Origin of the sequence: Brevundimonas sp. GCM10030266 (genome assembly GCF_042666595.1) — a bacterium.
Classification (GTDB): Bacteria; Pseudomonadota; Alphaproteobacteria; order Caulobacterales; family Caulobacteraceae; genus Brevundimonas.
In genome coordinates, this window is record NZ_JBHTCY010000001.1 from 387,753 (window position 1) to 400,899 (window position 13,147).

11 protein-coding genes are annotated in these 13,147 nt (G+C 69.9%); 6 read left to right on the forward strand and 5 right to left on the reverse strand.

Annotated elements, in window-relative coordinates; all coding sequences use genetic code 11:
- Positions 1 to 49 precede the first annotated feature (49 nt).
- Positions 50 to 844, forward strand: a complete 795-nt coding sequence (locus tag ACFQQC_RS02120; RefSeq protein WP_376859222.1) for a MipA/OmpV family protein — start codon at positions 50 to 52, stop codon at positions 842 to 844.
- Here ACFQQC_RS02120 and pdeM read toward each other — a convergent pair.
- Positions 841 to 1,572, reverse strand: a complete 732-nt coding sequence (gene pdeM, locus ACFQQC_RS02125) for a ligase-associated DNA damage response endonuclease PdeM (protein ID WP_376859224.1) — start codon at positions 1,570 to 1,572, stop codon at positions 841 to 843. The genes ACFQQC_RS02120 and pdeM overlap by 4 nt on opposite strands.
- The gene (locus tag ACFQQC_RS02130; RefSeq protein WP_376860834.1) at positions 1,569 to 3,998 is read right to left on the reverse strand and encodes a ligase-associated DNA damage response DEXH box helicase; all 2,430 of its coding nucleotides are present in this window, start codon (positions 3,996 to 3,998) and stop codon (positions 1,569 to 1,571) included. Before ACFQQC_RS02130 ends, pdeM begins: the two co-directional genes overlap by 4 nt.
- 207 nt (positions 3,999 to 4,205) lie before the next feature.
- Between ACFQQC_RS02130 and ACFQQC_RS02135 the strand changes: the two genes are divergently transcribed.
- Positions 4,206 to 5,012, forward strand: a complete 807-nt coding sequence (locus ACFQQC_RS02135) for an MBL fold metallo-hydrolase (RefSeq protein WP_376859226.1) — start codon at positions 4,206 to 4,208, stop codon at positions 5,010 to 5,012.
- A 43-nt stretch (positions 5,013 to 5,055) separates the two neighbouring features.
- The gene (locus ACFQQC_RS02140; RefSeq protein WP_376859228.1) at positions 5,056 to 7,923 is read left to right on the forward strand and encodes an ATP-dependent DNA helicase; all 2,868 of its coding nucleotides are present in this window, start codon (positions 5,056 to 5,058) and stop codon (positions 7,921 to 7,923) included.
- On the opposite strand, the gene ACFQQC_RS02145 is transcribed toward ACFQQC_RS02140, so the two are convergent.
- Entirely contained in the window at positions 7,920 to 8,354 is a 435-nt protein-coding gene (locus tag ACFQQC_RS02145) for a VOC family protein (RefSeq protein ID WP_376859230.1), read from the reverse strand. The genes ACFQQC_RS02140 and ACFQQC_RS02145 overlap by 4 nt on opposite strands.
- A gap of 148 nt (positions 8,355 to 8,502) precedes the next feature.
- Here ACFQQC_RS02145 and ACFQQC_RS02150 point away from each other — a divergent pair, with 148 nt between their 5' ends.
- From ACFQQC_RS02150 to hisC, 3 genes are read left to right on the forward strand one after another with little or no spacing between them, the layout of a single operon-like run.
- Complete coding sequence (locus tag ACFQQC_RS02150) at positions 8,503 to 9,552, forward strand: DUF2125 domain-containing protein (protein ID WP_376859232.1); 1,050 nt, start codon at positions 8,503 to 8,505, stop codon at positions 9,550 to 9,552.
- Entirely contained in the window at positions 9,552 to 10,235 is a 684-nt protein-coding gene (locus tag ACFQQC_RS02155; protein ID WP_376859234.1) for a hypothetical protein, read from the forward strand. The genes ACFQQC_RS02150 and ACFQQC_RS02155 overlap by 1 nt, the downstream gene beginning before the upstream one ends.
- An 8-nt stretch (positions 10,236 to 10,243) precedes the next feature.
- The gene (gene hisC, locus ACFQQC_RS02160; protein WP_376859236.1) at positions 10,244 to 11,332 is read left to right on the forward strand and encodes a histidinol-phosphate transaminase; all 1,089 of its coding nucleotides are present in this window, start codon (positions 10,244 to 10,246) and stop codon (positions 11,330 to 11,332) included.
- Positions 11,333 to 11,368: 36 nt separating this feature from the next.
- Here hisC and ACFQQC_RS02165 read toward each other — a convergent pair whose 3' ends face one another.
- Both ACFQQC_RS02165 and ACFQQC_RS02170 read right to left on the reverse strand, forming a co-directional pair.
- Positions 11,369 to 12,175 carry a TIGR02186 family protein gene (locus ACFQQC_RS02165; RefSeq protein WP_376859238.1) on the reverse strand — a complete coding sequence of 269 codons (807 nt, stop codon included), beginning with the start codon at positions 12,173 to 12,175 and terminating at the stop codon, positions 11,369 to 11,371.
- Positions 12,172 to 13,095 carry a sulfite exporter TauE/SafE family protein gene (locus tag ACFQQC_RS02170; RefSeq protein ID WP_376859240.1) on the reverse strand — a complete coding sequence of 308 codons (924 nt, stop codon included), beginning with the start codon at positions 13,093 to 13,095 and terminating at the stop codon, positions 12,172 to 12,174. Before ACFQQC_RS02170 ends, ACFQQC_RS02165 begins: the two co-directional genes overlap by 4 nt.
- Positions 13,096 to 13,147: the final 52 nt, after the last annotated feature.

Consider the following 13,147-nt stretch of genomic DNA (forward strand, 5'->3'; position numbering starts at 1 on the left):
CCGCGTCGCGCATTGCCGCCATCTCCCCGATCACTTCGCCGAGCGTCCCATGTCCCTGCGTTTCAACCTGGCCCTTCCGATCCTCACGGCCGGTATCCTTTATGCTGGCGCGGCCTCCGCCCAGTCGCTGCCTTATGAGCAGGTTGAGGCGCCGGCGCGCTGGAAGGTCGATGTCGGCGGCGGGATCACCCATGGGTTCAGCGCCACAGGAAACACCGGCGACGACATCAACTTCACCGCCTGGGGCTCGGCGTCCTACCGGGATGTTGTCTATGCAAACGGGCTGGACGGTCTGGGCTGGAACGCCCTGAAGACGGACGACTTCCGCGCGGGCGTCCAGTTGCGTCCGCGGTTCTCGGCCGGCGATATCGAGGGATCGTCGCTGGAGCGCCCGGGCTTCGGCGCGGACGCCGCCCTGTACGCCTTCAAACGCCTGCCGGGAAATATCGTCGTCGGCGGCCGCATCCAGCAGGACGTCACCGGCGATGACGCCGGGATGCAGTACTACGGCTCGGTCGGCCACCAGCGCGTGACTCCGGTCGGCCTGCTGTCGACCACCGCCTATGTGACCGGCGGCGACGGCGACCGGCTGCAACGCTACTACGGCGTCACCCCGGCCGAGGCGCCCGGCAGCGGCTATGCTGCCTATGAGCCGTCGAGCGGCCTGAGTGGAGCCGGCGTGGCCGTGCTGCTGGCGGTGCCAATCGGCGACCGCTTTGGCGTCGGCGGCTTCGTCAACTACGAGCAACGACTGGGCGACACCCGCGACAGCCCCCTGATCGATGATGAGGGCATCTGGCGCGCGGGCCTGATCGGCGTCATCCGCTTCCGCAGCGCGGACTAGGCGACACTCTCCCACGCCAGGGCGTGGACCTTGTCCCGGCCGAGGGCGGCGACCATCGGGGGCTCGGCGAACAGGCCCGCCACCGCAACGTCACGCACATCCAGCCCGCCGGTGAAGGCGCCGAAGGCCGGCATCAGGAGACGTCTGCCGTCCGTCACGAAGCAGGGTCGGCGAACGCCGCGGCCATAGGCGGCGACCCGGGCGGCGGGGTGCAGGTGGCCGGCGATCTCGCCGACGGCCGCGCCCGGCTGCGGCTCGTGGATCAGGGTCAGGGCGCCCAGTTGCATCGTGGTGACGACCCGGCCCGGCAGGGCGTCCAGCGCGCCCTCGAGAGCGACCAGATCGTGGTTGCCCTCCAGCCAGATCCAGTCACGACCGACGGCCAGTCGGGCGATGCGCTCACGATCCTCCGCAGACAGACGGTTGATGGCTTTCGAGTCGTGGAAGCTGTCCCCGAGCAGGACGACGCGGGCAGGATCGAGCGCCTCGATCTCCGCCTCCAGCTTGGCCAGTGTCGCCGGGCTGTCGTAGGGCGGCAGCATCTGGCCGCGGACGGCGAAGGCTGACCCTTTTTCCAGGTGCAGGTCCGAAGCGATCAGGGTCCGGTGATCCGGCAGCCACAGGGCGCCCGAGCAGCGCAACACGCAGGCCTCCCCCGCCACGCGCACCTTCAGCCCGCCGCAGGGATGGCGGAACGGGGACAGGGTTTGTCGGAGGGTCGCGTTCACGCCGCCCCCTCCAGTTCCGGTGGGGCGCCGGCCATGATCTCGGCGATCAGGGTCTCTTCGGCGAAGTCGAGCGAGGTCTCGGACAGGATCATCTCCGCCGCGCCGCCCCCGACCCGCTCGCGGCCGATCTGGACCAGCACCGGAACACAGAAGGGCGAGGGGCGGTCCAGCGGCTGGTGCACGACCTGCCCCTGAATCCGCGTCAGGAGTTGGCCCAGACGCGCCACATCCAGCAGGCCTGAAGCGGCGTCGGCGCGGGCGGTTCGGAGCAGCAGGTGGTCCGGCTGATGACGGCGCAGGACGTCATAGATCAGGTCGGTCGAGAAGGTGACTTGTCGCCCGGTCTTCTCGGCCCCCGGCTGGCGTTGCTCGATCAGGCCGGAGATCAGGGCGCAGTTGCGGAAGGTGCGCTTCATCATAAAGCTCTCCTCTAGCCAGCTTTCGAGGTCGTCGCCCAGCATGTCGGGCTCGAACAGGGCGTCGAGGTCGACCGTGTCCATCGGACGGATCGACCAGATGGCCAGCGAATAGTCGGTCACCACAAAGCCCAGCGGGCCGATGTTCAGCCGGTCCAGCCGCTTGGTGATCAGCATGGCCAGGGTGGTGTGCGCCAGCCGCCCCTCAAACGGGTAGCAGACCATGAAGTGGCGGGTCCCGCGCGGGAAGGTCTCGACCAGCATTTCGCCGGCGCGGGGGATGCGCGAGCGGACCTCCTGCAGCTCCAGCCACTCCTGCACGTCGGGCGGCAGGACGCGCCAGTGATCGCGGTCCTGCACCATGTCGCGCACCCGCTCGGCCAGGGAGGTGCCCAAGGGGAATTTCGAGCCGCCGTAGGACGGGATCTTGGGGTCCTTGCCGGTGGCCGGGCTGACCAGGGCGTCCGTCCCCGAAATGCCCTGGAAGGCCCAGACCTGACCGGCGAAGATGAAGGTGTCGCCCGGCTCCATCTGCTCGAAATACCACTCCTCGGCCTCGCCGATCTTGCGGCCGCCGATGAGGTGTTTCCCGCCCGCGCGGCGCGAGGCGACCTTCACATTCAGATTGGCCGCCGAGACGATGGCGCCGACGTTCATCCGGTGACTCTGGGCCAGCTGGGCGTTGCGGACCTTCCACCGGCCATCAGGAGTCCGGACGATGCGGGCGAAACGGTCGTAGGTCCGCAGGGCGTAGCCGCCGGTGGCGACCAGATCGACCACCTCCTCGAACTGCTCATAGGTCAAGCCGCGATACGGGCCGCAGGCAGAAACCTCCGTATACAGATCATCCAGATCGAAGGGCTCTGAACAGGCGCAGCCCATGATGTGCTGGGTCAGGGTGTCGAGAGTGCCGGTATGCACCGGCTCCCAGTCGAAGGCGTTCTCGGCCACCGCCTCGCGGGCGGCCTGGCACTCCAGCATCTCGAACCGGCTGGCGGGCACCATCAGGGCGCGCGACGGCTCGTCCAGCCGGTGATTGGCGCGGCCGATCCGTTGGACCAGCCGTGACGCCCCCTTGGGCGCGGCGAGCTGGATCACGAGTTCCACATCGCCCCAGTCGATGCCGAGATCCAGCGTCGAGGTGCAGACCACCGCCCGCAGGTCGCCCCGCGCCATCGCCGCCTCGACCTTGCGCCTCTGCTCGGCGGCGAGGGAGCCGTGGTGCAGGGCGATGGGCAGGCTGTCCTCATTGATCGCCCACAGTTGCTGGAAGACGAACTCGGCCTGCCAGCGGGTGTTGACGAAGATCAGGCTCATGCCCGAGCGGCGGATGGCCTCATAGACCTCGGGCACCGCATGGACGCCGGTGTGGCCGGCCCAGGGGACGCGGCCTTCGGAGACCAGAACGTCGATGACGGGGGGCGCGCCGGGGTCGCCTTTCACGATGGTCACCGGGGCGTCTGGCGAAGGCTTGAGCCACCCCGCGATCATCTCCGGATCATCCACGGTCGCCGACAGGGCCACTCGCCGCATCTCGGGGGCGAATTGCTGCAACCGCCCCAGACCGAGGCTGAGCAGGTCGCCGCGTTTGCCGCTCCAGATCGCGTGGACCTCGTCGAGGATCACGCACTTCAAGTCGGCGAAATACGCCCTCGCCCCCTCCCAGGCGCAGAACAGGGCCAGTTGCTCCGGCGTGGTCAGCAGGATGTCCGGCGGGAAGTCGCGCTGGCGCTGGCGCTTGGACTGTTTGGTGTCGCCGGTGCGGCTCTCGACGTGGATGTTCAGCCCGATCTCGCGGATGGGCGTCATCAGGTTGCGCTCGACGTCGGTGGTCAGGGCCTTGAGCGGCGAGAGGTAGAGGGTGTGCACCCCGCTGCCCGGCCCATGCGGTGGGCGCGGCCCGCGCTCTGCCAGATCGATCAGGGACGGCAGGAAGCCCGCCAGCGTCTTGCCGCCGCCGGTCGGGGCGACCAGCAGGGCGTGTGCTCCTGCCTGTCCGGCGGCGACCATCTCCAGCTGATGCCGACGCGGCGACCAGCCGCGCGAGGCGAACCAGTCGGCGAAAAGCGGCGGAAGCCCCTCGGAAAGCTTTGCAGGAACAGCGGTCGGCGTCACGGAGGGGATATAGCATGTTCCCGTTCCGTTTCACCTGCGGCGTCGTCCCTGTCGCGCCGATCTTTCCCGCGGCTATAGTCGCCGCTTGCCAAGGGAGCCAACATGACCCCGACCATCGAGGCCTTCTTCGACAGCGCCACCAATACCGTGACCTATCTGGTCAGCGATCCGGAGACCGGCGCGGCGGCCGTGATCGACCCGGTGCTGGACTATGACGCGGCGACCGGCCTGACCTCGACCACCTCCATCGACGCGGTGCAGGCGGCGGCGGAGGCGGCGGGGGTGAAGATCGTCTGGCTGGTGGAGACCCACGCCCACGCCGACCACCTGTCGGGGGCGGATGAACTGCGTCGCCGCACGGGGGCGCCGATCGGGGTGGGATCACGGATCACCGAGGTGCAGGCCACCTTCGCCGACAAGTTCGGCGTCGAACGTCCGACTGCCGAAGTCTTCGACCGGCTGTTCGCGGACGGCGACCGGTTCCACATCGGCGGGCTGGAGGTCGAGGTGCTGCACACGCCCGGCCACACCCCGGCCTGCGTCAGCTACCGGATCGGCGATGCGGTCTTTGTTGGCGACACCCTGTTCATGCCGGACTTCGGCACGGCGCGGGCGGACTTCCCTGGCGGCGATGCGCGGACGCTCTACGCCTCGATCCACCGCCTGCTCGACCTGCCGGGCGAGACCCGCGTCTTCGTCGGCCACGACTACCTGCCCAAGGACGGACGCGGCGACTTCCGCTGGGAGACCACGGTGGCCGCCGAGCGGGAGGGCAACATCCACGTCGGCGGCGGGGCGAGCGAGGCCGACTTCGTCGCCATGCGCGAAGCCCGCGACGCCACCTTGCCCGTGCCGAAACTGCTGGAGCCGGCGTTGAAGGCGAACATCCGGGCGGGGGCGACGAGCTGACGTTCCCGTTCCGTTTCGGGGCTGCATTCGCTATCTTCAGTCGGTGACGACCGACTCCCTCACCTCCTCCAACGCCCTGACCGGGACCGAGCCCTGGCTGGACCTGCCCGCGGCGCTGGCTGTGCCGCCGGGGGCGGGAGCGGTGTGCGATGACGAGGGGGCGCGCAAGATCGGGCGGGGCGCGGCCGAGGGACTGTTGACGGGCGGGCCGGTGCTGGTGGCCCACGCCAGCCTGACGGCGCGACGACTGGGCATAGCGCCGCTGCCGCGATCGGAAGACCTGCTGGACGTGCTGGAGCTGTTCGCCTTCACCCGGCCCGCGCGGTTCTGCGCCCCTTCGCCGACCGGGCTGGCCCTGGCCATGGGGCAGCCGGAGCCGAAGGGACCGGAGGCGCAGGCGATGGCCCTGCGCGAGGCGGCGGCGACCCTGCTGAAGGAACTGTCAGACCCGGCCTATCCGCATCGGGAGGACGCCTTCACCCTGAACGAGACGCTGGGCCGGGCGGGCTGGAGCTGGTCGTGGCGGGTGGCGGGGGCCCTGCAGCATTCGCCGTTGAGAGCGCGCCAGCATCGGGGCAGCGGGCTGGATGTCTGGTCCCGGCTGAGCGAGTGGGAGGACGAGGCGCCGCGCGGCGAGGCCGGCTCGGCCCCCGTGGACAGCGAGAGCGCCCGCATCCGGCTGGAGAAGCTGTTGCAGGCGTCCGGGTTGGACGAGACCCGCCCGGCGCAGTCCGACTATGCCGCCGAGGCCGCCTACGCCTTTTCGCCCCGCAATGAGGAAGGCCGCCCGCGCGTGCTGCTGGCCGAGGCGGGAACGGGCACCGGCAAGACCCTGGGCTATCTGGCGCCGGCCAGCCTGTGGGCCGAGCGCAATCAGGGGGCGGCCTGGGTCTCGACCTACACCCGCGCCCTGCAACGCCAGATCGACCGCGAGAGCGCCAGCCTGTGGCCCGACCCGGCGGAGCGGAAAAAGAAGGCCGTCGTCCGCAAGGGGCGCGAGAACTACCTCTGCCTGCTGAACCTGCAGGACATGGTGCAGGCGGCGCAGCTGGGGAATGGCGACCTGATCGGCATGGCGCTGGCCGGGCGATGGGCGCTGAACTCGCGCGACGGCGACATGACCGGCGGCGACTATCCCGGCTGGCTGCCCGGCCTGTTCGCGACGCCGCCCAGCCAGCAGGCCAGCCCGGCCAATCTGGTCGACCGGCGCGGCGAGTGCGTCCACGCCGCCTGCCCGCACTACCGGACCTGTTTCGTCGAAAAGACCATCCGCGCCAGCCGCAAGGCCGATCTGGTGGTGGCCAACCATGCGCTGGTGATGACGCAGGCCGCCTTCGACGGCGCGCGGTCGGCGCGGGGGTTGAAGTCGGACGGCGAGACGGCGGCGCTGAAGCGGATCGTCTTTGACGAGGGCCACCACCTGTTCGACGCCGCCGACAGCGCCTTTTCCGCCTGCCTGTCCGGGCAGGAGGCGGCGGAGCTGCGCCGCTGGATCCGGGGACCGGAGGGACGCGGGCGACGCGGACGCGGGCTGGAACAGCGGCTGGGCGACCTGTGCGCCGATAACGAGGCGGCGACCAAGGCCCTGCAGGACGCCATCCATGCGGCGGCCCAGCTGCCGGGCGAAGGGGCGTCGGGGCGGATCGCTCCGGCCTCGGGCGAGGTCAATCCGATCGGCCCGATCGAGCGCTTTCTGGTCGCCGCTCTGGAACAGCTCCGGGGACGGACGAGCGACAGCGGAGGGCCGGGCGGGATCGAGTTCGGACTGGAATGCAGCCTGCGCCCGGTGACCGATCCGGTGTTGGACGCGGCGCGCGAGGCGGCCAAGGCGCTGGCGGCCGTCGAGGCGCCCCTGCTGGCCCTGTCGCGGCATCTGGAGGACATCCTTGATGACGAGTCGGTCGAGCTGGATGGCTCGTCGCGGGCGCGAATCGAGGGGGCGCTGCGCGGGCTGGACCGGCGCGGGCGGATGACCCTGCCCGGCTGGCGCTCCATGCTGGCGGCGCTGGACAATGACACCGGCGAACCGGACCCGGACTTCGTCGACTGGCTGAGCGCCGAGGCCGCCTATGGCCGGATCGCCGACGTGGCCCTGCGCCGACACTGGATCGACCCGACCGTGCCGCTGGAGGCCGCGGTGATCATGCCTTCGCACGGGGTGCTGGTGACGAGCGCAACCCTGTCCGATCCGATGTCGGAAGATCCCTTCGATCTGGCCCGGATGCGGACCGGTTCGGCGCGGCTGATCGAGCCGGCGCGGACGCTGAAGGTCGAAAGCCCGTTCGACTATGCGGAGAACAGTCGGGTCATCGTCGTCAACGATCTGGTCAAGGACGACACCCGCCAGACAGCGGCGGCGATGCGGGAACTGTTCCTCGCTGCGGGCGGCGGCGGCGTGGGCCTGTTCACTGCTATCCGCAGACTGAAGGCGGTCTATGAGCGGCTGGGGCCGGACCTCGCCAAGGCGGGCCTGCCCCTCTACGCCCAGCACGTCGATCCGCTGGAGGTGGGCGCGCTGGTCGATGTGTTCCGGGCCGAGCAGGACAGCTGCCTGCTGGGCACCGACGCGGTGCGCGACGGGGTGGATGTGCCGGGACGGAGCCTTCGCATCCTCGCCTTCGACCGGGTGCCCTGGCCGCGGCCGGACCTGCTGCACAAGGCGCGGCGTGAGAAGTTCGGCGGCTCGTCGGCGCAAGGGCGCGCCTATGACGACGCCCTGGCGCGCGCGCGGATGGCGCAGGCCTTCGGCCGGCTGATCCGCCGAGCGGACGACAAGGGCGTCTTCGTCATGCTGGACGCCGCCTGCCCCACCCGCCTGTTCGCCAGCCTGCCGCCGGGCACGGAGGTGCTGCGCATGGGGCTGGCCGAAGCGGTGGAGCTGGTCGGCGGTTTCCTGAAACCGACGCGCTAGGACTCGAAATTGATCTCCACGCTCGGCGCCGAGCGACGCGCCTCGCCGTGGTAGACCGCCTCGATGTTGTTGCCGTCGGGATCGAGCAGGAAGGCGGCATAGTAGCCGGGGTGATAGGGCCGTTCGCCGGGCGCGCCGTTGTCGGTCCCGCCCGCCGCCAGACCGGCCTTGTGGAAGGCCTCGACCATGGCGCGGTCGCCGGCCTGGAAGGCCAGATGGTGACGCCCGGTCAGCTTCCCGGTCGCCGCCTCGCTGTCGGCGGAGGAGACGAACAGCTCATCGACCCAGAAATAGCTCTCGGCCTCGCCGCCCAGCGGAATGCCGAGGGTCGCGAAGACCGCGTCATAGAAGCGGCGGGACGCCGGCAGGTCCGCCACCACCAGCTGGATGTGATCGATCAGGCGGCCGCGATGCAGGGACTGGGTTTCCATGAGCTCTTTCCTCGGTGACGACAGCCGAACGGGCGCCGGAAGCCGCCGTTCCGTAAGACAGCCGCTTGTCAGGGTCTGGCAGCATCCGCATACAACCCTTGCCGCACCCAGACGTTTAGCCTCTCGGCCCCAGTTCACCGGACCCTGAATGAGCAACGCCTCCGACAAGCCCTACCGCCACCCGCGCCGCGGGATCATCGGCCCCTTCCTGCTGGTGGGGATCATCCTCGCCGCCTGGACCGGCTGGTGGTTCTATCTGGTGCAGCAGATCGAAACGCGGCTGGAGGCCCAGGTGGTCGCCCTGCGCGCACAGGGGTGGACCGTCCAGCATGCGGATGTGATCACCACCGGCTGGCCCTTCCGGGCGCGGGTGGAGATCCCTCATGCCAGTATCCTGGCCCCGTCAGGGCACGGGATCGCCGCGCCGGAGTTCATCGCCGAGGCCAATGCCTGGAACCCCGACCACTGGGTGATCCTGGCCCCGGACGGCATGACCCTGACCCGCGCGGACAAGGGCAAGGTGGGCGTCAGCGGCCCGGCGCTGCGCGCCAGCATCAGCAATCTGCGCGCGCGCTTCCCGGACCTGCGGATCGAGCTGGTCCGCGCCGTCTTCACGCCCCATCCCGGCGCCGAGCCCTTCCCCATCGCCTCCGCCGAACGCATCCAGCTGGAGACCCGCCCGCACCTGACGGACGGCGAGGCGACGACGGACGAGATGGATGTTCTGTTCAACCTGGTCGACGCGCGGGGCCGTCGCGGCGGTCCGGTCGAGGGCGCGACGCAGGACGGGCAACTGAGCCTGGCGCTGGAGGGCACGGTCGCGCATGCCGGCGCGCTCAAGGGTGCGAACGCCGCGGGCATCTTTTCCAACTGGACTCGCGCGGGGGGTCAGTTCACCGCCATTCGCGGCGAGCTGGGCGCGGGCGAGAGCCGGGCCCGGCTGGCCAGCGATCTGCTGACCGTGGACGCGGAGGGGCGACTGGTCGGCCGGGTGGCCCTGACCGCCGAGAAGCCGGGCGCGGTCGTCTCCGGCATGGCGCAATCGCAGTCCGGCGCGGTCAATCGCGCCGGAGCCGTAGGCGCAGCGGCGGCCACCGCCGTCAATGGCGACCGGCCGGTGGAGCTGGTGCTGGAGTTCCGCGACGGGCGCACCTGGCTGGGCTTGTTCCCGCTGGCTCCCGCGCCGAAGCTGTTCTGATGCTGAAGGCCCCGCCTGAAGACGCCGCGCGTCTGGCGCTGGATCGTGCGCTGGCGCAGGCCGTGCGCGCGCGACTGGCCGCCGGTCAGCGCCCGACCGTGGACGCCGACGCCATCGCCCTGAGAGAGGCGCTCAAGGGGCTCAAGCCCGCCGAGATCGCCGCCGCCCGTTCGGTGCTGGGTCGGCTGGACGCCGCGAGCGGGCCGCGCCTGATCGTTTGGGGCCCGGCGTCGCAGGTGCTGGCGGCGGATCGCTATGGCCTGTCGGCCCGGATGGCGGCCAAGCCCGAGGCGGCCCTGAAGGCGGTGCGCGAGGGCGGACGCGCCCTGATGGACCTGACTCCGTCCAATCCTTGGTTCGGCCGCCTGCTGGCCGAACCGGACCTGCGGGTCGTCGCCGCCCTGCCCGACCATGGATCCGGCCTGCCTCGGGCGCTGCTGGTGCAGAAGACGCAGCCCGGACCAACCGGCGACGACCGCACCTTCTGGGCCACCGACAGCGCCCTGCCCGACAGCCGGATCGTGGACGCCCTGTCCGACGCCGGTCTGGCGGCGACCCCCCTGATGGAGGCGGGCGGCTTGAAGCTGTTCGTGCTGGCGGGCTATGTGCAGGCCGAGGACGGGCGGCTGCATGGTGCGCCCGGCAAATTGTCCGGCGTCATCGGCGCCGCCCCGATCTTCTGAGAGACCGCATGACCGACGCCCTTCAGCCCAAGCCCGGCATTCTCGATATCGCCCCCTATGTCGGCGGCAAGTCGAAGATTGACGGCGTGGCCGAGCCGATGAAGCTGTCCTCGAACGAGAACGCGCTGGGCGCCGGCCAGAAGGCCCGTGACGCCTATGCGGCGGCGGTCGGCAACATCCACATCTATCCGGACGGCCGGGCGGGCAAGCTGCGCGACGCGGTGGCCGAGCATCACGGCTTGGAAGCGGATCGCCTGATCTTCGGCAACGGCTCGGACGAGGTCTTCGCCCTGCTGAATCAGACCTATCTGCAACCGGGCGACAACATCGTCACCGGCCAGTACGGCTTCCTCGCCTACCGCATCTCGGCGCTGGCCAATCAGGCCTCGGTCAAGCTGGCCCCCGAGCCGGGCTTCAAGGCCGAGGTGGACGCCATCCTCGAGCAGGTCGATGACCGCACGAAGATCGTCTACATCTCCAGCCCGTCGAACCCCACCGGCAGCTACAACACCGCCGAGGAGACCCGCCGTCTCCACGCCGCCCTGCCGCCCCACATCCTGCTGGTCATCGACGAGGCCTATGCCGAGTTCGTCACCGCCCCGGACTGGGAGAGCAGCTTCCCACTGGCCAAGGACGCCGAGAACATCGTCGTCACCCGCACCTTCTCCAAGATCCACGGCCTAGGCGGCCTGCGCATCGGCTTCGGCTATGCGCCACTGAAGGTGGCCGAGGCCGTCGACCGCATCCGCCTGCCGTTCAACGTCTCGGTCGCAGGTCTGGACGCCGCCGTCGCCGCCCTGTCGGACGAAGCCCACCAGAAGGCCTCGCTGGAGCTGGTCGAGACCTGGCGTCCGCGCCTGACGCAGGCGATCAAGGGCTTCGGCTTCGACGTCCTGCCGAGCGTGGGGAATTTCGTGCTGGTTCGCTTCTCCGACGCCGCCCGCGCCTCGGCTGCGAACGACTATCTGCACACCAAGGGCATCATCGTCCGTCCGGTCGGCGGCTATGGCCTGCCGGATTGCCTGCGCATCACCATCGGCACGGAAGACCAGAACCGGGCGGTGCTGGACGCGCTGAGCGAGTTCGCGGCGAGCTGATCACTCCCCCTCCCATCGGGAGAAGGAAGGTCAGCGTCAGTTCCGCCTGAAGATCCGGCTGGCCGCCCAGCCGGTGAACATGGCCAGAAGCACGCACAGGACGCCGTAGGTCCACGGCCGGCGGTGGGCGAATTCGAAGATGTCGCGCTCGAAGCCGACCTTCTCGACGGTCAGGGTCAGGTTGCTGACCGAGACCGGCTCGCCCTCCTGGAACAGCCAGACCTCGGCGAAATACTGGCCCGTCGGGGCGACGGCGGGCAGTTCGACCTCGGCGCGGAACAGGCCGCGATCCACGAACCTCACCCCGGCGGGATCGCTGTTGTAGAGGGCCGCCGCTTCGCGCAGCCGGATCACCGCCCGGCGGTAGTCCAGATAGTCCTCGCCGATGCGGCTGACGACCACGTCGCGGACGCCATAACGGGTGACCGTGCGGCTTTCCTCCGGCGCGGCGATGCGCAGGTGATCGACCCCGACGCCCAGCCGACGCAACTGGCCGAAGTCGGCGATGTCCGACAGGGGCCGGGTCGAGGCCGTCATGTAGAAGCCGGGCGCGCCCTCGAACAGGACGGGCCGGCTGTTCAGCCAGACGCCGGTGTTACGGGTCTTCTTGACCAGACGCACGGGGCCGTCAGGGCCGCGCACGACCACGACCACATCGGCGGGCGTGTCCGTCGGGTTGAAGACCGCGCCGTACAGGACGATGGAAGCGCCGCGGAAGCTGGAGTCGACCATCACCCGCGCATCGGTCATGGCGGCGGCGACGCGGACCTGCTCGGTCGTGCCGACCGAACGCTCGGGGGCCGGGGCCTCGACGGCGGGCGGAGGCGGCGGCAGCTGCATCATTGCGCCACCCCCGGAGCAAAGCTGAACAGATCGGACGGCCGGACGAACAGCTCCAGCCCCATGTAGATGCCGACCAGCAGGACGATGATGGCCAGGATCGCGCGCAGCTCCTCGGCGCGGAACCGCCCGGAAAGGCGCGCGCCGTACTGGGCGCCGACCACGCCGCCCAGCAGCAGGATGGTCGACAGGACGATGTCCACTGTCTGGTTGCGGCCCGACTGGAGGATGGTGGTGATGGCCGTGGTGATGATGATCTGGAACAGGCTGGTGCCGACCACCACGCTGGCCTTCATCCTCAGGACGTAGAGCATGGCGGGCACGAGGATGAAGCCGCCGCCGACGCCCATGATGGCCGACAGGACGCCGACGAACGATCCCAGCGCGAAGGGCGGAATGGCGCTGATGTAGAGGCCCGAGCGCGGGAATTTCATTCGCAGCGGCAGGCCATAGAGCCACAGCGGGCGGCGACGCTCCTTGTGCGGCGTCACCTCGCCCCGGACCCGGCGCAGGATCTGACCGAGGCTCTCGTGCAGCATCAGGGCGCCGATGGAGCCCAGGAACAGCAGGTAGGACAGGGCGACCACCAGATCGGCCTGACCCAACAGGCGCAGGTAGCGGAACAGCTCGACCCCAAGGAAGGCGCCCAGCACCCCGCCGAGCGCCATCAGCCCGCCGATCTTGTAATCGACCTGCTTCTGCGAGGTGTAGTGGATGACGCCCGAGGTCGAGGAGGCGACGACGTGGCTGGCCTGGCTGGCGACGGCCACCGATGGCGGGATGCCGAGGAAGATCAGGATGGGGGCCATCAGGAAGCCCCCGCCGATGCCGAACAATCCGGACACGAATCCGACCGTCGCGCCCAGCAGAACCAGGAGCGGCCAGTTCACCGAAACCTCGGCGATCGGCAGATAGATATCCAAAGGACGCGCCTTCGGCTGGAACTGAGGTCAAACGCCCGAAAGGCGACGGTGG